The organism is Amorphoplanes friuliensis DSM 7358, from assembly GCF_000494755.1.
GTDB lineage: Bacteria > Actinomycetota > Actinomycetes > Mycobacteriales > Micromonosporaceae > Actinoplanes > Actinoplanes friuliensis.
Genome location: NC_022657.1, coordinates 9,089,899 through 9,111,998, shown reverse-complemented (window position 1 = coordinate 9,111,998; position 22,100 = coordinate 9,089,899). Strand labels below are relative to the sequence as shown.

The 22,100-nt window shown below is 68.5% G+C and carries 17 protein-coding genes; 8 read left to right on the top strand and 9 right to left on the bottom strand.

Going from position 1 to position 22,100, the window contains the following annotated elements; genetic code table 11:
* The first annotated feature begins 356 nt into the window (after positions 1–356).
* From AFR_RS42005 to AFR_RS41985, 5 genes are all read left to right on the top strand, one after another.
* On the top strand, positions 357–1,364 hold the full coding sequence (locus AFR_RS42005) for an ABC transporter permease (protein WP_023562944.1): 1,008 nt from the start codon (positions 357–359) through the stop codon (positions 1,362–1,364).
* Positions 1,365–1,445: 81 nt separating this feature from the next.
* The gene (locus AFR_RS42000; protein WP_023562943.1) at positions 1,446–3,221 is read left to right on the top strand and encodes an ABC transporter substrate-binding protein; all 1,776 of its coding nucleotides are present in this window, start codon (positions 1,446–1,448) and stop codon (positions 3,219–3,221) included.
* A gap of 119 nt (positions 3,222–3,340) precedes the next feature.
* Positions 3,341–4,342: an ABC transporter permease gene (locus tag AFR_RS41995; RefSeq protein ID WP_041841575.1), complete on the top strand. Its 1,002-nt coding sequence runs from the start codon at positions 3,341–3,343 to the stop codon at positions 4,340–4,342.
* A 12-nt stretch (positions 4,343–4,354) separates the two neighbouring features.
* Positions 4,355–5,419: an ABC transporter ATP-binding protein gene (locus tag AFR_RS41990; RefSeq protein ID WP_023562941.1), complete on the top strand. Its 1,065-nt coding sequence runs from the start codon at positions 4,355–4,357 to the stop codon at positions 5,417–5,419.
* A 17-nt stretch (positions 5,420–5,436) separates the two neighbouring features.
* Positions 5,437–6,474, top strand: a complete 1,038-nt coding sequence (locus AFR_RS41985) for an ABC transporter ATP-binding protein (RefSeq protein ID WP_023562940.1) — start codon at positions 5,437–5,439, stop codon at positions 6,472–6,474.
* Positions 6,475–7,166: 692 nt separating this feature from the next.
* Here the strand turns inward: AFR_RS41985 and AFR_RS41980 are convergent.
* From AFR_RS41980 to AFR_RS41960, 5 genes are all read right to left on the bottom strand, one after another.
* A complete protein-coding gene (locus AFR_RS41980) occupies positions 7,167–8,756 on the bottom strand; it encodes a beta-N-acetylhexosaminidase (protein WP_238547206.1) in 1,590 nt (529 codons plus the stop codon).
* Between the two features lie 58 nt (positions 8,757–8,814).
* A complete protein-coding gene (locus AFR_RS44440; protein WP_052359925.1) occupies positions 8,815–9,267 on the bottom strand; it encodes a hypothetical protein in 453 nt (150 codons plus the stop codon).
* Positions 9,267–9,929 (bottom strand): HNH endonuclease family protein, encoded by a 663-nt coding sequence (locus AFR_RS41970; protein WP_023562937.1) that lies wholly within the window; start codon positions 9,927–9,929, stop codon positions 9,267–9,269. The genes AFR_RS44440 and AFR_RS41970 overlap by 1 nt, the downstream gene beginning before the upstream one ends.
* Positions 9,930–10,035: 106 nt before the next feature.
* On the bottom strand, positions 10,036–11,775 hold the full coding sequence (gene leuA / locus AFR_RS41965; RefSeq protein WP_041841573.1) for a 2-isopropylmalate synthase: 1,740 nt from the start codon (positions 11,773–11,775) through the stop codon (positions 10,036–10,038).
* 204 nt (positions 11,776–11,979) lie between these two features.
* Positions 11,980–12,789: a hypothetical protein gene (locus AFR_RS41960; RefSeq protein ID WP_023562935.1), complete on the bottom strand. Its 810-nt coding sequence runs from the start codon at positions 12,787–12,789 to the stop codon at positions 11,980–11,982.
* A 223-nt stretch (positions 12,790–13,012) separates the two neighbouring features.
* On the opposite strand from AFR_RS41960, the gene AFR_RS41955 reads away from it, so the two are divergent.
* Positions 13,013–14,278 (top strand): aspartate kinase, encoded by a 1,266-nt coding sequence (locus AFR_RS41955; RefSeq protein ID WP_023562934.1) that lies wholly within the window; start codon positions 13,013–13,015, stop codon positions 14,276–14,278.
* Between the two features lie 7 nt (positions 14,279–14,285).
* Positions 14,286–15,356 carry an aspartate-semialdehyde dehydrogenase gene (locus tag AFR_RS41950; RefSeq protein ID WP_023562933.1) on the top strand — a complete coding sequence of 357 codons (1,071 nt, stop codon included), beginning with the start codon at positions 14,286–14,288 and terminating at the stop codon, positions 15,354–15,356.
* A gap of 105 nt (positions 15,357–15,461) precedes the next feature.
* On the opposite strand, the gene AFR_RS41945 is transcribed toward AFR_RS41950, so the two are convergent.
* Both AFR_RS41945 and AFR_RS41940 read right to left on the bottom strand, forming a co-directional pair.
* A complete protein-coding gene (locus tag AFR_RS41945) occupies positions 15,462–16,199 on the bottom strand; it encodes a DUF4352 domain-containing protein (RefSeq protein WP_023562932.1) in 738 nt (245 codons plus the stop codon).
* 600 nt (positions 16,200–16,799) lie between these two features.
* Positions 16,800–18,086 carry a methyl-accepting chemotaxis protein gene (locus AFR_RS41940; RefSeq protein WP_041841572.1) on the bottom strand — a complete coding sequence of 429 codons (1,287 nt, stop codon included), beginning with the start codon at positions 18,084–18,086 and terminating at the stop codon, positions 16,800–16,802.
* 215 nt (positions 18,087–18,301) lie between these two features.
* On the opposite strand from AFR_RS41940, the gene AFR_RS41935 reads away from it, so the two are divergent.
* Positions 18,302–19,411, top strand: a complete 1,110-nt coding sequence (locus AFR_RS41935; RefSeq protein WP_023562930.1) for a glycoside hydrolase family 19 protein — start codon at positions 18,302–18,304, stop codon at positions 19,409–19,411.
* Between the two features lie 52 nt (positions 19,412–19,463).
* Here the strand turns inward: AFR_RS41935 and AFR_RS41930 are convergent, their stop codons facing one another.
* Complete coding sequence (locus AFR_RS41930) at positions 19,464–19,760, bottom strand: hypothetical protein (RefSeq protein ID WP_023562929.1); 297 nt, start codon at positions 19,758–19,760, stop codon at positions 19,464–19,466.
* Between the two features lie 105 nt (positions 19,761–19,865).
* Entirely contained in the window at positions 19,866–22,100 is a 2,235-nt protein-coding gene (locus AFR_RS41925) for a putative bifunctional diguanylate cyclase/phosphodiesterase (RefSeq protein ID WP_023562928.1), read from the bottom strand.

The following is a 22,100-nucleotide window of genomic DNA, read 5'->3' as shown; positions in this document are numbered from 1 at the left end:
AATGCCCTGCTTTGCGCCACTCTCAAGCTATGTAGCCGGTAGTTTTCCGTCTTGGTGGATACCAGGTCACGGTCACATCACGGGGGAGACACGGAAGCAGGCGCGTGCCGGTCCCGACCTTGACCAAGTCCCCGCCGTAGGTGAATGTTCCTAACGATGGCGGCACACCCGCTGTCGCGTGCCTTCCTGGTTCCGGTCGGACCTGACCGGTTTCGGGGAGGAACGGCACTCGAGGCTTGCGTTAACCGATCGGTTGCCGGGCGCTGCGGGGCCATCGTTCCGGTTCACGGGCTCTTGCCCGGTGCCGGGGCAATGGAAACCTGTGGTCGGCGGCCGGGGAAAGGACCGGCGAACGGATGTCGATCGGCCCAGAGGCGTCGATTACCGACGAGACGTCGGCGCCCACCGACGACCCCGCCGATGTGCGGAGCCCCGACGAGAAGGCGATCGCCGGGCGTTCCCTGCGGCAGATCGCCTGGAAGCGCCTCAAGCGGGACAAGGTCGCGATGGCCGGCGGAGTCGTCGTCATCGTGCTCATCCTGATCGCGATTCTCGCGCCGGTGCTGACCAAGCTCTTCGGTCACCCCATCGACGAGTACCACATCGACAAGATCGATCCGACGATCAGCACCCCGCTCGGGTCGTTCGGCGGCATCAGCCGGGAGTTCCTGCTGGGTGTCGAGCCGACCTCCGGCCGGGACGTCTTCAGCCGGATCCTCTACGGCGCGCAGACCTCGCTCTCGGTCGCCTTCCTCTCGGCCTTCGTGGCCACGCTCTTCGGCGTCTTCTTCGGCCTGGCCGCCGGTTACCTGGGCGGCTGGGTCGACGCGGTGATCAGCCGGGTCATGGACTTCCTGCTCGCGTTCCCGCAGCTGCTCTTCGCGATCGCGCTGGTCTCCGTGCTGCCCGACCAGATGCTCGGGCTCGGTGACCGCTGGTCGCGGGTCTTCATCCTGGTCGGCGTCATCGGCTTCTTCGGCTGGCCCTACATCGGCCGGATCGTGCGCGGTCAGACGCTGTCGCTGCGGGAGCGGGAGTTCGTCGAGGCGTCCAAGAGCATCGGCGCCCGCTCGCCGCGGATCCTCTTCCGCGAGCTGCTTCCGAACCTCGCCGCGCCGATCCTCGTCTACACGACGCTGATCATCCCGACGAACATCCTCACCGAGGCCTCGCTGAGCTTCCTCGGCGTCGGCATCCCGCCGCCGTGGCCGTCCTGGGGCGGCATGCTCTCGGACGCGGTCAGCTACTACACGTCCGACCCGATGTACATGATCGTTCCGGGCGTCATGATCTTCATTACCGTGCTGGCCTTCAACCTCTTCGGTGACGGTCTGCGCGATGCGCTCGACCCCAAGGCCCGCTGAGGCGCAAGCAGCAACGGGCGTGGGTGCTCCATCGCACGGTTCTCGGGGCTGAGGCTCCGTCTTTAGGAGGTAGGAGAACAGGTGGTCAGCAAGACGAGGGTGGTGGCGGCCGCAGGGGTCGCCGTCGCGTTGGGCTTCACCGCCGCGTGTGGTGGCGGTTCCGACAGCGACAGCAACGGAGGCGGGACCTCCGGTGGCAAGAGTGCGTACAACGCGGCGATCACGTCGGTGGTCAACCCGAGCACGGCCAAGGGCGGCACGCTCAACCTGATGACGGCTCAGGACGCCGACTCGTGGGACCCCGCTCGTGGGTACTACGCGTTCGTGTGGGACATGAACCGCTTCTACACGCGCAAGCTCGTCGACTACGCCGCTGTCCCGGGCAAGGAGGGCCTCAAGCTGGTCCCCGACCTGGCGACCGCGGACGCGGAGATCAGCGCGGACAAGAAGACGTACACCTACAAGCTGAAGCCGGGCCTCAAGTTCGACGACGGCGCGGCGATCACGTCCAAGGACATCAAGTACGGCATCGAGCGCATCTTCGCGCAGGATGTCGTCCCGGGTGGCCCGACGTACCTGATCGACCAGCTGGACCAGGGTCAGAACTACCCCGGCCCGTACAAGGACACCGACCCGAACAAGCTGGGCCTGAAGACTGTCGAGACGCCCGACGACTCGACCATCATCTTCAAGCTCAAGGCGCCGTTCGCCGACTTCCCGTACCTGCTGGCGATGCCGGGCGCAGGCCCGGTTCCGCAGAAGCGGGACACCGGCGCGCAGTACGGCGCCAAGCCGGCCTCCTCGGGTCCGTACATGATCACGGACTACCAGCCGGCCAAGAGCCTCAAGCTCGAGCGCAACCCGAACTGGGACGCCAGCACCGACACGATCCGCAAGGCTCTGCCGGACGCCATCAACGTCACGATCACCACGAACGCTGACGACATGGACCAGCGTCTGGAGGCCGGCACGGCGGACCTCGACATCGGCCAGACCGGTGTCCAGGCGGCCGCTCGCGCCCGGATCCTGCAGGACCCGGCCAAGAAGGCCAACTCGGACACCCCCGCCACCGGCTTCATCCGGTACGCGGGCATCGTCCAGAAGGTCGCGCCGTTCGAGAACATCGAGTGCCGCAAGGCCGTCATCTACGCGTCGGACCCGACGTCGCTGCAGGCAGCGCGTGGTGGCCCGGTCGCCGGCGGTGACATCGGCACGAGCATGCTGCCCCCGAACATCGCGGGCTCGGACCCGTCGTACGACCCGTACGGCCGGGCGCAGGGCAAGCCGCAGGTCGACAAGGCCAAGCAGGCGCTCGCCGCCTGTGGCAAGCCGACCGGTTTCGACACCACGATCGCGGTCCGGAACAACAAGCCGGCCGAGGTCAAGACCGCCGAGGCGCTGCAGGCCGCTCTGAAGACGGTCGGCATCAACGCCAAGATCGACCAGTACGACGGTGCTCAGGTCGCGTCGGTCACCGGCTCGCCCGACAACGTGCACAAGAAGGGCTACGGCATCATCATCGGCGGCTGGGCCGCTGACTGGCCCTCCGGCACGGGTTACCTGCAGGCGCTCGCCGACAGCCGGTACATCCAGAAGAACGGCAACTACAACCTGCCCGAGATCAACGACCCGGCGATCGACGGGCTGTTCGACCAGGCTGCCACGGAGACCGACCTCTCCAAGGCGGACGCCATCTACAAGCAGCTCAACACCAAGGTCATGGAAGGCGCTTACTACCTTCCGTTCGTGTTCGACAAGGCGCTCAACTACCGCAACCCGCGGCTGACGAACGTCTACATCCACGACACGTTCGGCATGGTGGACTTCCAGTCCCTCGGCGTCAGCGACGGCAAGTAGTACCAACCTCGCCCGGAACGCAGTAACGGGTAGATCGAAGGGCAGGTGAAGGCCGCCCGCAGGGGGCGGGCGCCGGTTCCGCAAAGGACCGGCGCCCGCCTGCTGTTCGGCCGATAGTCGTGTTGGCTTATCTCATCCGGCGGATCTTCAACGCCGTTCTCACCCTGCTGGTGGTCACGCTGGTCACCTTCGGCATCTTCTTCATGGTGCCCAAGCTCACCGGCAGTGACCCGGCGCTGCTCTACATCGGTAAGACCGCCGACGCGGTGTCGCTCGAGGGCATCCGTACGAAGCTGGGCCTCGCCGACCCGATCATCGTGCAGTACGGGAAGTTCCTGAAGGGACTGGCCGTCGGCCGCGACTACTCCAACGGCAACGACGTCACCCACTGCGACGCCCCCTGCCTGGGCTACTCCTTCAAGACCGACCAGGAGGTGACGCCCCTGCTGCTGAGTGACATCCCGGTGACACTCTCGCTGGCGATCGGCGCCGCCGTCCTCTGGGTTCTCATCGGCGTGGCGACGGGTGTGCTTTCCGCCTTGCGAAGAGGCACGTTCCTGGACAGAGCCGCGATGACGGGAGCCTTGGCCGGTGTCTCCCTGCCCATCTACTTCACCGGCCTGCTCGCCTCCGCCATCTTCATCTACTGGCTCGGCTGGCTCCCGAATGCGCTCTACACGCCGTTCCTCGAAAATCCGCTGCTCTGGGCGCAAGGCCTGATCCTGCCCTGGATCACCCTGGCGTTCCTGTTCGCGGCCACGTACGCCCGGCTCACCCGCGCGAACATGCTCGAGACGCTCGGCGAGGACTACATCCGTACGGCACGGGCCAAGGGCCTGCGCGAGCGTACGGTGATCGGTAAGCATGCGCTGCGATCCGGGCTGACGCCGCTGGTCACGGTTTTCGGGTTGGACTTCGGTGCGCTGCTCGGCGGCGCGGTCCTCACCGAGGCCGTCTTCAACCTGCGGGGCCTCGGCTTCCAGGCGCTCCAGGGCATCCGGCAGAACGACCTGCCGATCATCCTGGGTGTCACGCTGATCGCCGCGTTCTTCATCGTTTTCATCAACTTGATCGTCGACCTGCTCTACGGCGTCATCGACCCGCGCGTGCGGCTGGGCTGAGGAGGGAACCACATGTCGACCGACTCGCTCGCCGGCCTCACCATGCCGGGTGACCGCATCACGCGACCGTTCCTCGAGGTCAAGGACCTCACGGTCCGGTTCGAGACCGACGACGGTGTTGTGCAGGCCGTCTCCGACTCGTCGTTCTCGGTCGAGCGGGGCAAGACGCTCGGGATCGTCGGCGAGTCCGGCTCCGGCAAGAGCGTCACCTCGCTGGCCGTCCTCGGCCTGCACCGCACCCGCAGCAACGCGAAGGTCGGCGGCCAGATCTGGCTGGACGACCAGGAGCTCGTCACCGCCTCGGACGAAGAGGTCCGCAAGCTCCGCGGCGGCAAGATGGCGATGATCTTCCAGGACCCGCTGAGCGCGATGCACCCGTACTTCACGGTCGGTGCGCAGATCGTCGAGGCGTACCGGGTGCACCACGGTGTCGGGAAGAAGGAAGCCCGGGTCCGGGCGATCGACATGCTCAAGCGTGTCGGCATCCCGCAGCCCGAGAAGCGCTACAGCGACTACGCGCACCAGTTCTCCGGCGGCATGCGCCAGCGCGCGATGATTGCGATGGCCCTGGTCAACAACCCGCAGCTGCTGATCGCCGACGAGCCGACCACCGCGCTCGACGTGACCGTGCAGGCGCAGATCCTGGACCTCATCCGGGACCTCCAGGAGGAGTTCGGCTCCGCGGTCATCATGATCACGCACGACCTGGGTGTGGTGGCCGAACTCGCCGACGACGTCCTGGTCATGTACGGCGGCAAAATCATCGAACGCGGCCCCGCGGCGCAGGTGTTCCACAGCCCCCAGCACCCGTACACCTGGGGTCTGCTCGGATCCATGCCCCGCCTCGACCGTGACGTGCGCGAGCGGCTCAACCCGGTCAAGGGTTCACCGCCGAGCCTGATCAACCTGCCGGGCGGCTGCGCGTTCCACCCCCGCTGCCCCTACGCCGGCCGCAACGGGAACAGATCCTTCAACGAGGTTCCCGTGCTGCGCGGTGGTGTCCACGCGGTGGCCTGTCACCTGCCGGCCGAATCCCGCCGGGAGATCTTCGAGCAGGAAGTGGCTCCGAACCTGTGAGCGGGAGTGAGAAAGTCATGAGCGAAAACCTGCTCGAGGTCTCGGGCCTGCAGAAGCATTTCCCGATCACCCGGGGCCTGTTCAAGCGCCAGGTCGGCGCGGTGCGCGCGGTCGACGGCATCGACCTGTCCGTGCGCAACGGCGAAACCCTGGGCCTGGTCGGCGAATCGGGCTGCGGCAAGTCGACGGCCGGCCGGCTGTTCACCCGCATCCTCGAACCCACCGGCGGCAAAATCGTCTTCGAAGGCCAGGACATCAGCCACCTGTCCGCCGAAAAGATGCGCCCCCTCCGCCGCGACGTCCAGATGATCTTCCAGGACCCGTACTCGTCGCTGAACCCCCGCCACACGGTCGGCTCGATCATCGCGGCGCCGCTGCAGATCCAGAACATCCCGACCCCGAACGGCGTCAAGAAAGCCGTCCAGGAGCTCCTCGAACTCGTCGGCCTCAGCCCCGAGCACTACAACCGCTACCCGCACGAATTCTCCGGCGGCCAGCGCCAGCGCATCGGCATCGCCCGCGCCCTCGCCCTGCGCCCCAAGCTGATCATCGCGGACGAGCCGGTCTCGGCCCTGGACGTGTCGATCCAGGCCCAGGTCGTCAACCTCCTCGACGACCTCCAGCGCGAATTCGACCTGACCTACGTCTTCATCGCCCACGACCTGTCGGTGGTCCGGCACATCTCCGACCGCGTCGCAGTCATGTACCTCGGCAAGGTCGTCGAGATCGCCGACCGCAACCAGCTCTACAAGAACCCCCGCCACCCGTACACGGTCGCCCTGATGTCGGCCGTCCCCGTCCCGGACCCGTCCCGCCGCGACCGCGCCCAGCGCGAACGCGTCCTCCTCACCGGCGACGTCCCCAGCCCGATCAACCCGCCGTCGGGTTGCCGCTTCCGCACCCGCTGCTGGAAAGCCCAGGACATCTGCGCCCAGGAAGAACCACCACTGGTCGCCCGCCTCGACGACCCGGAATCCCACCTGACGGCCTGCCACTTCCCGGTCGCCGAAGAAGAGGTGGTTGTGGGGCGCGCGCCCGCAAAAACAACCGCCTGACCAAGGCAAGTTTCTGAATGTCGTAGCTGCGTAGGTGTCGCTCTCGCCGGGCCGGGCGGGATTTTCTGGTCGGCCCGTGAGGGTGTTCGGCGTGGCCAAGGTCAGTTCTGGGGCCGGCGTCGGGTTCACGAAGGCCCAACTTCATTGAAGTTGGGCCTGGGCTGCTTCCTGGCGTTGTGTCGCAGCTGCGTGGGTGGCGCTCCCGCTGCGGCCGGGCGGGGTTTTGTGGTCGGCCCGTGAGGGGAGTGCTCGGCCTGGTCAAGGTCAGTTCTGGGGCCAGCGTCTCGGGTTCACGAAGGCCCAACTTCATTGAAGTTGGGCCTGGGCGGCTCCCGGGCGTTGTGTCGCAGCTGCGTGGGGGCCGCTCCCGCCGCGGCCGGGCGGGGTTTGGTGGTTGGTCCGTGAGCGTGCGTTCGGGCGGATCAGGGTCAAGTTCTGGATGTCGTGGCTGGGTGGGTGGCGCTGACCGTCGCTCCCGCCGAGGCCGGGCGCGAGGAGCCAGGCGCCTGGCGGCGCCTGAACGGCTCCCCGCGCCCTTCATTCTGAGTGAGTGGGGACCCGACCCCGGGCAACCCGAGTGAGCCACGATCTGGCTGCCGCGGAGTGCCCGGGCAAACTGAGCGAACCACGGTCTGGCTGCCGCGGAGGATGCCGGGTGAGTGGCGAACTTGCCCTTGCTGGCGTGTCCGTGGTTATTGCCAGGTGATCTGGGGGCTGGGGTAGAAGTTGACGTCTCGGAGGGTCCAGCGGGGGCCGTAGGCGCCGAGGCGGGAGGCGAAGGACGGCCAGTCGTGGGTAGTGGCGGGTGACCAGCCGAGTTCGGCGATGGCCGGCAGGCGGGGGAAGGCCATGAACTCGATGTCGTCGATGCTGCGGAGCGTCTCGGACCACAGTGGTGCTTCGACGCCGAGGATCGCGGACTCCGGGATGCCGGTGACGTGGGTGCCCGGGTCCCAGCCGTACGCGGTCTGGACCTCGATGTAGCCCGCCCAGGAGAGGCCCAGTGGGGTGTTGCGGTCGTACTTCATGTCGAGGTAGGCCTTGTTTGCCGGCGACATGATGACCTTGGTGCCCCGGGTGACGGCGGCCGCCACGGTGGGGTTGGTGGTGGCGGTGTCCCAGTATTGCGCCACGGCGTTGGATGAGGCCGGGGACTTGGCGATCTCGTTCCAGCCGTACGCGGTCTTGCCGTACTTGGTGACCAGCGGGAGGACACGCTGCTGGAAGGTCAGGTAGTCGGCGTCCGTGGTCGCGTGGGCCTCGTCGCCGCCGATGTGGAGGTAGGGGCCCGGGGTGATCGCGGCGAGTTCGCGGATCACGTCCTCGACGAACCGGTAGGTGGTCTCGGACGAGATGCAGAGTGAGCTGTAACCCACCTCGGTGTCGGTGCGGGGCGGAGGCGCGACGCCGTCGCAGGTCAGCTCCGGGTACGCCACCTGGGCCGCGTTGACGTGGCCGGGCATGTCGATCTCGGGAACGATCGTCACGTAGCGGGCGGCCGCGTACCGGACCAGGTCACGGTAGTCGGCCTTGGTCAGGAAGCCGGGTCCTACGCCGTCGACGCCCGTGCCGGGGCCGCCGCCGACGGTGGTCAGCTTGGGCCAGCTGTCGATCTGGATGCGCCAGCCCTGATCGTCGGCCAGGTGCAGGTGCAGGTGGTTGATTTTGAAGCGGCTGATCTCGTCGATGTACGCCTTGATCTCGGCCGGGGTGTGGAAGTGCCGGGCCTCGTCCATGAACGCGCCGCGGTACGCAAAGCGGGGAAAGTCCACGATGCTGCCACCGGCCACGTTCCACGACCGGCGTACGAAGGTCGGTGAGTCGATCTCCTTGGGCAGCAGCTGCAGCAGTGTCTGCGTGCCGGCGAAGAGACCGGCCGGCTTGTTCGCCCGGATCGTGACGGCCCGGGCGTCGACCTGGAGGCGGTAGCCCTCGTCGCCGAGCCGGGACTCGTTCGCCCCGAGGAGCAGCGAGATCGTGGGCAGCACGCGGGGCGTGATCGCGACGACCGGCAGCGGATAGCCGGTGGACGGGCGCAGGGCGCGGGCCAGCTGCTCACCCACGGCCTTGGCCGCGGCCGAGCCGGATTGGGTACGGATCACCGTGAGTGGCCCGAGCCGGAAGCTGCCGGAGGCCGGACTGACCTCCGCCGGAGCCGGGATGACGCTGGTCAGCGCCGGGGAGCCGGACGGAGGAGCAGCCGAAGCGGCGGTCGGTGCGACGACAACCGGCAACCCGAGGGCTGCCGCCAGGAACATGCGGGACACGACAGGTCTGGGCACGACCTCGACGCTACATAGCCCCGCATCGATATGTAAAGGTTGCTGCCCAATGGGCGGTTCAGCCCTCCGGGCGGTTCAGGATGCCGACCGCCACCGCGTGGACCGCTTCGACGTCGGCCGGGTCCTTGAGGATGGCCTTCGCGCCCGTCACGGCGTACCACTCGTCGGCGTCCTTGTATTGGACGCTGACCGTGACCTGGTCGCCGGAGAGCTCGGTCCGCAGAGTCAGGTCGCCGGTGACAACGCCGACCTCGTCGGTCATGACGCCACCCTGACCAGCAACGATGTCAGTTGTCTTCCCCGCCGACGCGGCAGAAGCAGCGGGCGCAGGCGCCGCTTCCGCGGGCGCGGGCGCCTCGGCGGGCGCGGCGGGCGCGGAAGCGCCGGGCGAACCCGCCGCCGCTGCAGCCAGCGTCGCGGCCTCGCCCGGCGTGGCGGAATCCGCGGCGGTGGCCGCGGTCGCGGCAGCCGAGGCGGCGCCGGCGGCGGTGGTCGGCTCAGGCGTAGTCATCAGCACTTCTCCAGCATGTCGGTCAGCGCGGCCTTCTCGGCGGTGGTCACCGTGAGCTTCCACTTGCTCTTCACCGTGATCCAGTCCTGAGCGTATTCGCACCACACGGCGCTGCGCTCGGGCTTCCACGTCGACGGGTCCTGGTCACCCTTTGACCTGTTGGAAGAGGCTGAAACCGCCACGAGCTGAGGATCGTCGAGATCGTTGGCGAAGTCCTGGCGCTTCTCGGTGGTCCAGGCGTTTGCGCCGGAGCGCCACGCGTTGGCCAGCGGGACCATGTGGTCGATGTCGACCTTGCCCGGGTCGGTGATCTTGTCGCCGTCGTAGATGCTGGTCCAGGTGCCGGCGACGACGTTGCAGCCGGAGACCTTGACCTTGGTGCCGTCGCGTTTGAGGACGGTGTCGCGGACGTCGCAGTTGCTGCCGGTGGTGTTCCAGTGGGGGAACTTCTCGCGGCTGTACCCACGCATCGAACCGGCTTTGGCGATCTTCAGTTTGCCGAGCTCGGTCTGCGCGTCACGCGCGTCGGCGGTGGAGGTGCCGGAGCCGGGGGCGGATCCGCTGTCCTCCGGGGGGACGACCTCGCAGGCGGTGGCGGTGATCAGAACCAGGAACGCGGCGGCGGCACGGAGGGTCCACTTTGGAGCAGAAAGAGGGGGCACCTGTTCAGCGTATGCGCCTTACGCCCGCTTCGCGCGGGTCGTCATCCGTGCCGGATACGTTCCGCGCGCCGCCCGGGTGAACCCTGACGGCGCGCGGAATATCAACTCAGCGGGCGCGGTTGACGGCGCTCGTCACGGCCTTGATCGAGGCGGTGACGATGTTCGCGTCGAGACCGACACCCCAGACCGACCGGCCGTTGACCTCACACTCGACGTACGCCGCAGCCTGCGCGTCCCCACCCGAGGAGAGCGCGTGCTCGGCGTAGTCCAGCACGCGCACCTGGATGGCCAGCGGCGCGAGGGCCTGCACGTACGCGTCGATCGGGCCGTTGCCGACGCCGACGATCGGCCGGCGGGTGCCGCGGTGCCGGATCTCCGCGTCGATCTCGACCTTGCCGTCCACGGTGGCCGTCGTGTACCGCTCGAAGTCGACGATGCCGAACTGCTGATGGTCGACCAGGTATTCGCCGGCGAAGATGTCCCACATCGCCTGCGGGCCGACCTCGCCGCCGTCGGTGTCGGTGAAGTGCTGCACCACGCCGGAGAACTCGATCTGCAGCCGTCGCGGCAGGTCGAGGTTGTGCTCCTCTTTCATGATGTACGCCACGCCGCCCTTGCCGGACTGCGAGTTGACCCGGATGACGGCCTCGTAGCTGCGGCCGACGTCCTTGGGGTCGATCGGTAGGTAGGGCACGCCCCAGGTGAACTTGTCGACCTCGACACCGGCGTCGGCCGCGTCCGCCTGGAGTGCGGTCAGACCCTTCTTGATGGCGTCCTGGTGGGAGCCCGAGAAGGCCGTGTAGACCAGGTCACCGACGTACGGGTGGCGCTCGTGCACCGGCAGCTGGTTGCAGTATTCGACTGCACGCTTGACCTCGTCGATGTCCGAGAAGTCGATCATCGGGTCGATGCCCTGCGAGAAGATGTTCAGCCCCAGCGTGACCAGGTCGACGTTGCCGGTGCGCTCACCGTTGCCGAACAGGCAGCCCTCCACGCGGTCCGCGCCGGCCAGTACGCCCAGCTCAGCGGCGGCGACGGCGGTGCCGCGGTCGTTGTGCGGGTGCAGGCTGAGGATGATGCTCTCGCGGCGGGGCAGGTGGCGGTGCATCCATTCGATGCTGTCCGCGTACACGTTGGGGGTGGCCATCTCGACGGTGGCGGGGAGGTTGATGATCAGGGGGCGGTCCGGGGTCGGATCGATGACGTCGATGACCGCCGAGCAGATCTCCAGGGCGTATTCCAGCTCGGTGCCCGTGTAGGACTCCGGCGAGTACTCGTAGAAGATCTCGGTGTCCGGGGTGTGGATCTCCGCGTACTTCTGGCAGAGCCGCGCACCGCTCGTGGCGATGTCGGTGATGCCGTCCTTGTCCAGGCCGAACACGACCCGGCGCTGCAGCGTCGAGGTCGAGTTGTAGAAGTGCACGATGGCGCGCTTGGCGCCCCGGATCGACTCGAAGGTGCGGTCGATCAGGTGCTCGCGGCACTGCACCAGGACCTGGATGGTGACGTCGTCCGGGATCAGGTCCTGCTCGATGAGCTGGCGGACGAAGTCGAAGTCGGTCTGGCTGGCGGCCGGGAAACCGACCTCGATCTCCTTGTAGCCCATGGCGACCAGCAGGTTGAACATGCGGCGCTTGCGCTCGGGGGACATCGGGTCGATCAGGGCCTGGTTGCCGTCGCGCAGGTCGACGGCACACCAGCGCGGTGCGGCCTCGATGCGCTTGGCCGGCCACTGCCGATCGGGCAGATCTACAGCAAACTGCTTCTCGTACGGCTGGTAGCGCTCGAACGGCATGGCGCTGGCGCGCTGACGCGCAATGGGGTTTGCAGAAACGTCGGAAGACATGTGAAGGCTCCTGTGAAGGTGGTCAGTTCGAGGACCGACCGGCGCGCGTCAACTCCGCGACGAGGTGCCGGCCTGTGATGGGGCCTCGTCGCGGCAGCGAAGAAGGAGCGCCTGCCACATGTCGAACGTCACCCTACGTGATCGAATCGGCTGCTGGTAACCCTACGCCCGGATCGTGGGAAGCGCGTGGTCAGGCGGCCAGGATCACGCTGACGGGACGGGTGCGACAGGCGTGGACGGGTCGGGGAGCACCGGCGGAGGCGGCGGCGCCGACATGCCCATCGGCTCCCCGCCGGTCACCGGGCCGGGCAGATCGATGGTCGGCGGGGCGGCAGCCGGCGGACTCGCGATCGTCAGCGTGCCGAACTTGACCCGGGCCGCAGTCAGCAGGCCCTCGGGGGAGTAGCAGTAGATGCCCACGTCGACGGGCGCCGACAGCGAGGCCGAGATCGTGTCGACCGAGTAGCAGTCGCCGGACGAGCCCTTGAGCGGCTCAGCGGCGGTGACGGACAGCGCGGACTGGCGGTCGGTGAAGACGGGCAGCCACTGCCGGAACACCCGCTCGATCTTCGGATCAAACTTCTTCGGTACGCGTTTGCCCTTGTCGGCAACGCGTACGCAGGAAGGGGTGACGGGGTTGGTCGCCGACGGGATGGCGCACTGGAAGACCCCGGCCGCCGTCTGCGCGATCGACACGTCAGCTGTCCCGCCGAGCGCACCCGACGGGATGTCCACCCGCCACGAGCCGTCGACGGCGACCGTGGCCAGCACGGAACGCGGCTCGGTGCCTGGCACCTCGAGTGTGTAGAGCGCGGCGAAGCGGTGGTCCTCGGCGGCCGCGGCCCGGGCGGCGAGCGAGACGCGGGCGTCCTCGTCGGGCGCGGCCGGCGCCGAGGGCGAGGGAGTGGCCGGAGGTTGCTCCTCGGGCGCCGAACCACCGCAGGCGGCGAGGCCGGCGGTCAGGACGGCGGCGGCCAGCGCGGGCAGGACACGCGTGGCGGGACGGGAGCGCATCGAGACATTCTCGCTTCTCTTCGCCCGGACCGGTCGTTGCGGGCACTCGAACCCTTTCCCGGCGTGTCGCGGCCCACTGGCCGGATTCTGGGATCGCGTGTCAGCGATCGGGACGCCCGCCGCTAGTCTGGGTGTCGATTGACCTGACCGGCGCCGCCGGCCTGTTGAAGATCTCCAGGCCAGGCGGCGTCGGCACGTGCGGGGTGGAAGGGAGCCGGCTGCCGTGGCGCTGGTTGTGCAGAAGTACGGCGGTTCTTCCGTCGCCGACGCCGAGCGCATCAAGCGGGTGGCGGAACGGATCGTCGATGCCCGCAAGGCCGGGGACGACGTGGTCGTCGTGGTGTCCGCCATGGGCGACACCACCGACAACCTGATGGACCTGGCCAACCAGGTCAGCCCGCTGCCGCCCGGCCGTGAGCTGGACATGCTGCTCACCGCGGGCGAGCGCATCTCGATGGCGCTGCTGGCGATGGCGATCCACAACCTGGGCTACGAGGCGCGGTCCTACACCGGCTCGCAGGCCGGGGTGCTGACCACGTCGGTGCACGGCAAGGCCCGGATCATCGACGTGACACCCGGCCGCCTGCGGACCGCGCTCGACGAGGGCGCGATCGCGATCGTCGCGGGTTTCCAGGGTGTCTCGCAGGATTCCAAGGACATCACCACGCTGGGCCGGGGCGGCTCGGACACCACGGCGGTCGCGCTGGCCGCGGCGCTGCACGCCGATGTCTGCGAGATCTACACCGACGTCGACGGCGTTTTCACCGCCGACCCGCGCGTCGTGCCGAACGCCCGGCACATCAAGCAGATCACGTACGAGGAGATGCTGGAGCTCGCCGCGGGCGGGGCAAAGGTGCTGATGTTGCGATGCGTGGAGTACGCGCGCCGGTTCAAGGTGCCGATCCACGTACGCTCTTCGTACTCGAACAAGCCCGGCACGCTGGTCACCGGATCGATGGAGGACGCGGGAGTGGAACAGGCACTGATCACCGGGGTCGCCCACGACCGCAGTGAAGCCAAGATCACGATCGTCGGTGTGCCCGACGAGCCCGGCTCCGCCGGCCGGATCTTCGAGACCGTCGCCCAGGCCGAGATCAACATCGACATGATCGTGCAGAACGTGTCGACCGAGGGCACCGGCCGCACCGACATCTCGTTCACGCTGCCGAAGGCCGACGGCCCGACCGCGATGGCCGCCCTCGACAAGATCAAGGAGCAGACGCGCTTCAAGAGCCTGCTCTTCGACGACCACGTGGGCAAGGTGTCGCTGATCGGCGCCGGCATGCGCTCGCACCCGGGTGTCGCCGCGTCGTTCTTCGCCTGCATCGGCGAGGCCGGCGTCAACATCGAGATGATCTCCACCTCGGAGATCCGGGTGTCCGTGGTCTGCCGTGACAGCGACCTCGACACCGCGGTCCGCGCCGTGCACGACACCTTCGAGCTGGGCGGCACGGAGACAGCAGTCGTCTACGCCGGCACCGGCCGGTAAGCGACGGATGGCGCAGTCGCAGCCCACGCTTGCCGTCGTCGGAGCCACCGGCTCCGTCGGCACGGTGATGCGTGAGCTGCTCACCTCACGCCGCAACGTCTGGGGCGAGATCCGGCTGATCGCGTCCGCGCGGTCGGCCGGCAAGGAACTCTCCTGCCGCGGCGAGCAGATCATCGTCCGCGAGCTCACCCCGGACGTCTTCGACGGCGTCGACGTGGCGATGTTCGACGTTCCCGACGACGTGTCGACGGCCTGGGCACCGGTGGCCGTCGAGCGCGGCGTCACCGTCGTGGACAACTCGTCGGCGTTCCGCATGGAGCCCGACGTCCCGCTGGTCGTGCCCGAGGTCAACAAGGAAGAGCTGAGCCGCCGCCCCCGCGGCATCGTCGCCAACGCCAACTGCACCACGATGGCCATGATCATGGCGATCGCCCCGCTGCACCACGAGTACGGCCTGCGCGAGCTGGTGCTGGCGTCGTACCAGGCGGTGTCGGGTGCCGGTCAGATCGGCGTGGACACCCTTCACGACCAGCTCACCAAGGTCGCCGGCGACCGATCCCTCGGCTCACGCCCCGGCAACGTGCGGCAGGCGGTCGGCGACGACCTCGGCCCCTTCACCGCGCCCCTCGCCCTGAACGTCGTGCCGTGGTCGGGCGACCTGGCCGCGGACGGCTGGTCGTCGGAAGAGCTCAAACTCCGCAACGAATCCCGCAAGATCCTGCGCCTGCCCGACCTGAAGGTCTCGGCCACCTGCGTCCGCGTCCCGGTCGTCACCGGCCACTCGATCGCGGTCCACGCGGTCTTCGGCTCGGAGGTCGACGCCGAGGGCGCCCGCCAGGTGCTGCGCAACGCCCCCGGCGTCATCCTGGTCGACGACCCCGAAGCGGGCGAATACCCGATGCCGATCGACGCGGTCGGCACCGACCCCTCCTGGGTGGGCCGCATCCGCCGCGCAATGGACGACCCCCGCGCCCTCGACCTCTTCATCACCGGCGACAACATGCGCAAGGGCGCGGCCCTCAACACCGTTCAGATCGCCGAGCTGCTGGCCGCGGAGTTCGCCAAGTCCTCCTCCTGAGTCGGCCGAGGGCCGGCAGCCGTCGGCCTGGACGGGGCCGGCAGCCACCGGTCCCGGACAAGGCCCCGGCCGCCGGCCCTCGAGGAGGACCGGCAGCGCCGGACGTCAGGACAGACTGACCTTTACACCACCCGAGAACGGGCTGTCGTGCAGCTCGAGCGTGGTGAGCTTGGTCGTCTTGGGTACGTCGAAGATCAGCTTGCCTTTGGAGCTGTTCCCCGGGTTGATCTCGTTGAGGAAGGTCGCGGAGTCCTCGTTGGCGTAGATCTCGGCGGCACCGTCGTTCGAGTATTCGGTGCCCTCGGCGTCGAGCGCCTTCTGGGATGAGCCGCTGAAGAGCTGCGCTTCCTTGCCGATGTTCTTGACGGTCACGCTGACCAGGCAGAACTTTCCCTGAGCCTTCTTGTTCAGGTACTGGCTGCCCACCTTGGACTTGGAGCAGTCCAGCTTCGTGACGGTGAACTGGAACTTGCCGTCGCGGACCGGGTCGCCGAGGCCCGGGGTTGCGGGCTTCTTGGCCGGGGGCGCCGACTTCGACGTGGCTTTGGCTGCCGGCGCGGCCTTCGCGGCGGTGCTCTTCGGTGCGGCTGGTTCGGCGGCGGCGGCTTCGCCCAGCGAGTCCGCTGCGCCGTCCCCGTTGACCGCCGCGGCGATCACGCCACCGACGCAGCAGAGCCCGAGAAGACCGCCGACGATGCCGATGATCAGCTTGCCTTTGCCCTTCTTTGCCGCGGCCACCGGCGGCTGCGCCGGATATCCGGGCGGCGGCGGCCCGTAGCCGGGTGCGGCGGGCGGCTGGTAAGGCTGCTGCGGCTGGTGCGGATCCTGGGGCGGGTACGACATTCGTGCTCCTGTGGACCGGCTCGGGGGTGGTTTGCGGCCGGTGCCCGGTCCCTGAACCCCGCCGCAAGGAGCACCCTCGACGCCGGACACGCCGGAACCGCGCAGGCGCGACGAGGACTCCGCCGAGCGCGGACCGGGTCGAACCGAACGTCGCCGGTTGGTCACTCAAACAGACGGCATGATCCGTCCCGCCCGCCAACCAAGATCATCCAACCGGCGGAAGGCGCGACGGAGACCCGGCGGATGGCGTGGCGGAGACCGGGCGGATGGCGTGGCGGAGACCGGGCGGATGGCGTGGCGGAGACCGGGCGGATGGCGTGGCGGAGACCCGGCGGAAGGCGCGGCAGAGACCAGGCGGAAGGCGCGGCAGAGACCAGGCGGATGGCGTTGCCGAGGACGCGGTGGAGACGCGGTGGAGACCCGGCGGAAGATGCTGCCGAAGACGCGGTGGAGACGCGGTGGAGACGCTGCCGAAGTCGCCGGGGGAAAGCGGTGGGCAGTAAAGCGGCGCGCCAGAAAGAGACGTGCAGGAAGCAGAAAAGCAGCGGACAGAAGAGCGGCGCGGCACCCACCCGGGTACCGCGCCGAAAAGCCTGAAGATCAGCGAACGCTGACCTCGGAAGCCGAGCGCGCCACCTCGTCGGCGGCGGTGGTGACCAGGCCACGTGTCTGGGCGGCCAGCGTGACCTGCTCACCCATGACGGCCGACGCCAGGCGCTGCGCGTCGGCGACCGAGCTGAGCCGGCTGGTCATGCCCGAGACCGCCGCGCCGACCGCGGCCGCACCGGTGGTGACCTCGTTGACCGTGGCTTCGATCCGGGCGGTAGCAGTGGCGGTCTGACCGGCGAGCTGCTTGACCTCGCCGGCGACGACCGCGAAGCCCTTGCCGACCTCGCCGGCGCGGGCCGCTTCGATGGTCGCGTTCAGGGCCAGGAGGTTGGTCTGGTCGGCGACGGCCTGGATCAGGTTGGCGATCGTGGCGATGTCGGCCACCGACGTGCGGAGTTCCTCGAGTGATTTCAGGGCCACGTCGGCGTCGGTCAGGGTGGTGCCGACCTGGTCGCTGGCGTGCTCGACGGTACGCGCGACGTCGGACAGGGCGGATTCGAAGCCGCTCAGCGCCTCGTCGGCGTCGGTGCGCAGGCGGGCGCCGGTGTCGCTGGTGCGCTGGAGGACGTGCTCGAGGCGTACGGCCATCTGCTCGGCGCGTTCGAGCTGGGAGGTGGCCTCGGCGCGGGCCGTTTCCTCGCGGCGCTCGGCCTCCATGGCCGCGGCGCGCAGCTGTCCGGCGCTCTCCTCGGCCTGGTCTGCCTGCCGGCGCTCGTTTTCGCGCCGGGCGGCCGCGTCGAAGTGCCAGTACGTGATCTGTGCGGCGGCCATCGCCAGCACGAAGAAGGTGTGCAGTACGGCGCGGCCCAGGATGCTGCCGGTGGTGTGCTGGGTGTGGGCGAAGACCAGCTCGGGTGCGAGGAGGCCGATGCCGAGGTGGTGGACGGCGACCAGGAACACGGCGAACGCGAAGGCGATCCATTCCTGGTAGAGGCCGATCAGTGCGATCACCACGAAGAAGTGGAAGTGCAGGTCGATCATGCCGCCGCCGGCGTGGACGACGGCGTCGGTCGCCAGCATGAAGCCCACGCTGGTGGCGATGGCTTGGCCGCGCTGGGTGCCCGCGGTTCCGGAGATGACACCGCAGATCAGGACCCCTCCGAGTACGCCGAGCAGCAGAGTCGCGTGATGCCCGGGGCTGAGCTCTCCGGTGAAGAAGCCGAGCACCAGGATCACGGGCACGTGCAGCCAGAGCAGCAGCCGCAACACGCGGTGGCGGGCGGCGAAGGCCTGCTCCGACAGGGTCACGTCGGGGACGAGGCGGCCGAGCTGGGTCATCTGTGCACCTTTCATGGCGGGGTCCTCGATCAGGATGGCCGTCCGCCGGTGCCGCCGCCGGTGTTCGGCGGTAGCGCCCTGGTTGCCGCGTGAGATTAATCCTTGAAGTTTCTTTACAGAAGCCGTTTTGTCGACTAGACATCTAGTTGAGTCGATATCACTCGCCTCATCCCCCTCGCGCCAGTGCGCATCCCCCGACGCACGAAAGGTGAGCCATGTCCAAAAAACGGCTCCTGTCGATCGTGGCCACAGTCAGCGTTGCGCTGGCCGGCGCCGCAGCGGCGCTGCTCCCCATGACGGCATCGAACGCGGCCGAGGCCTGCGTCGCCGCCTACAACAACTCCGCCGTCTACACCGGCACCCAGCGCGCCTCCTACAACGGCCACAACTGGACCGCCAAGTGGTGGACCCAGGGCGAGACCCCGAGCACCGGTGGCTCCGGAGTGTGGGCCGACAACGGCGCCTGCGGCGGTGGTGGCGGCGGCACGACACCGCCTCCCCCCGGCGGAAACTGCAACTACCCGAACTGGGCCGCGGGACAGTTCTACGCGGCCGGCTCGATCGTGAAGTACACGAACGGCAACTACTACCGGGCCAAGTACGAGAACCCCGGTTACGACCCGGTCATCAGCACCTGGTTCTGGGAGGTCTTCAACTGCAGCGGCGGTGGCAACCCCACCACTCCGCCGCCGGGCAACGGCTCGGGTAACTTCCCGGTCAGCGAGGCCCAGTTCAACCAGATGTTCCCGAACCGCATCGGCTTCTACTCTTACTCGGGCCTGATCGACGCGATCAAGAAGTTCCCGTCGTTCACCACCACGGGCAGCGACACGGTGAAGAAGCAGGAGGCCGCGGCCTTCCTGGCGAACATCAACCACGAGTCCGGCGGTCTGGTCTACGTCGAGGAGATCAACCAGGCGAACTGGCCGCTGTACTGCGACCGTTCGCAGTCCTACGGCTGCCCGGCCGGCCAGTCGGCGTACCACGGCCGTGGCCCGATCCAGCTGAGCTGGAACTTCAACTACAAGGCCGCGGGTGACGCGCTCGGCATCGACCTGCTGAACAACCCCGACCGCGTCAAGAACGAGTCGTCCGTGGCCTACCAGACCGCTGTCTGGTACTGGATGACCCAGCGCGGACCGGGCTCGATGACCCCGCACGACGCCATGGTCAACAGCCGCGGTTTCGGCGAGACGATCCGCAGCATCAACGGCTCGCTCGAGTGCAACGGTGGTAACCCCGCGCAGGTGCAGAGCCGCGTGGACGCGTACAACCGGTTCACGAGCATCCTGGGTGTCAGCCCCGGTGGCAACCTGTACTGCTGAAACAGCAAAAACGGGGGTACGGCCGTGTGGCCGTACCCCCGTTTTTTGTGCTTTAAAGAGCGAGTTGGGGACGGGCCGGGACCCCCACGACGGCCGGGCTGACCGACCGGGCGGGCAGTTGCTGGGGCACGGGGCTGGGCACCAGCATGGATTCGAGCGCGGGGGCGATGGGCCGGCGCTCGTTGATCTGGATCAGGCGGGCGGCGCGGGCCAGCGAACCGGTTTCGCCGTCGCGGAATCCCTCGCGATAGCCCTTTTCATAACGTTCGCCGCGGCCGAGGGCGCGACCGATGGCAAAACAGGACGAGCCGGCGAGGGCGAGTAAGAACAGCAGCGCGAAGGGTGTCACGACAAGCCTTTCAGCGGATTAATGTCCTATAGCCCGCAAAATAGCCGAAACGGGACAGCCTTAAAGCTACTGCAGTGATCAAGTACGCGTAAGGGTGATTTTGTCTCAGGCCAGCGGCGCGACCGGACCGCCCGCCAGAATCTTCGGCAGATCGGCCGGGTCCGAGGGCCGGCAGAGGTGATAACCCTGCCCGTACGAGCAGCCCAGCCGGCGTAGCGCCTCGAGTTGCGCCGCGTTCTCGATGCCCTCGGCGACCACCCGCAGCCCGAGGATGTGCCCGAGCTCGACGATCGTCCGGACCAGCGCCAGGTCCTCGCTGGTCAGCTCCGCCCGGGCGATGAACGCGCGGTCGATCTTCAGCTCGTCGACGGGGAGTTCCCGCAGGTAGGCCAGCGACGAATACCCGGTGCCGAAGTCGTCGATGGACAGCTGCACGCCGAGCTCCCGCAGGCTCGCCAGCGAGGCGACGGCCGCGTCCGGATCGCTCATCAGCACCGACTCGGTCAGCTCGAGCGTCACCGCGCTCGACGGCAGCCCGGCGACCGCCAGCGCCCGCGTCACGTTCGCGGCGAACCGCGGATGCACCAGCTGATGCCCCGAGACGTTGACGTTGAGGGTGAGATCCGGGCTGTTCCGGCGCCAGGCCGCCACCTGCGCGGCACTCGACTCCAGCACCCACTGGCCGATGTCCACGATCAGCCCCGACTCCTCGGCGATCGGGATGAAGTCGGCCGGCGAGACCAGGCCGCGCGTGGGGCTGTGCCAGCGGATCAGCGCCTCGACACCGGCGATGTCACCCGAGTCCAGGCGTACCAGGGGCTGGTACTGCAGGCGGAACTCGTTCTCGGCGAGCGCGCGTTGCAGGTCGCCGCGCAGGCTCAGGTAGTTGAGCGCCTCGGTGTGCATGTGCGGCTCGTAGACGACCACCTTGCCCGGGCCGTCCTTCTTGGCGCGGTACATCGCCACGTCGGCCTTGTTGAGCAGGCCGTTCGAGTCCGCCGTCGGTTCCCGGCTGATCGCCACGCCGACACTCGCGCCGATGAAGATGTCCCGCCCGGAGATCCGGAACGCCTCCTTGATCGCGGAGATGACCCGTTCACCGACCGCGGTCGCGGCCTCGACCGGCGAGTTGTGCAGCAGGACGGCAAACTCGTCGCCGCCCAGCCGGGCCGTGGTGTCACTTGCCCGGACACAGCCGCGGATCCGGCCGGCCACCGCGGCCAGCAGCTGGTCACCGGCCTCGTGACCCAGGCTGTCGTTGACCGCCTTGAACCGGTCGAGGTCGATGAACAGCACGCTGGTCGGCTCGGTCGCCGCCGCGCGCGACGCCAGCACGCGGTTGAAGATCTTCAGGAACAGACCGCGGTTGGGCAGGCCGGTCACCGCGTCGTGGTGCGCCTCGCGGACCGCTTCCACCGTACGGGCGTCGGTCAGCGCCAGACTCACCTGCTGCGCGAACGCGGCCAGTTGATCACGCTGCTCCGCGTACCGGTCGGCGGCACCCGGAAGCTGGGCGACCAGGCTGCCGGCCATCTCACCGGTGACGCGTACGGGCGCGGCGATGACCGTGCCCCACTCCGGGTCCTCGGGATCCGCCGGCTGCATGATCACCGCGCCGGTCGCCATCGCCTCACGGGCCTCGGTGTGCGAACCCTCCGGGTCGGCGAAGTCGTACCCGCCGGCACCCGACGTCGACGCGATGCTCAGCCGCCGCGCCCGTCCGGCCTCGGCCAGAATCAGAGCCACCGGGGCTCCGCCCAACAGTGCGGCGGTGCCGCTGGTGACGGCGTCCAGGATCTCCGGCAGCGGCTTGCGGTTGGAGATCTCGCGCTGGATGGTCAGCAGCGTCTCGACCAGCAGCCGCCGGGTCTGCGCCTGCTCGAGCAGCACGAGCCGCTCGGCGGCCTCCCGCTCCCGCTCGGCGCGCAGGGTCCGCTCGGCGCGCAGCACCCGGATGCTGCGCAGGGCCAGACCGAGCACCTGGGCCATGCCCTGGAGCATCTGGCGTTCCTCGGGAGTGAACGGGTCGTCCAGCCGAGCCACGATCAGCGCGCCGCGCAGGTGGGAGCCGAGGGCGCTCGGGACCGCGTACAGGTCGCCGACGCCCGGCACCGGGATCGTGCCCGGCGTCTGAACGGTGGCGAGCAGGCCCTTGACCGGCACCTCGGGCCCGAAGCCCCAAGCGCTGTGGATCTCTTCGTCGAGCACCACGGCACCGGCCTCGGCCTCGACCATTTCGGCGGCTCGTTCCACCGCGACGGCGGTGGCCGCGTTCTCGTCGGCGGAGGCGGTGACGGCCGTGAAGAACTCGGTGAGCTGATGAGTCGACCAGGTGAACAT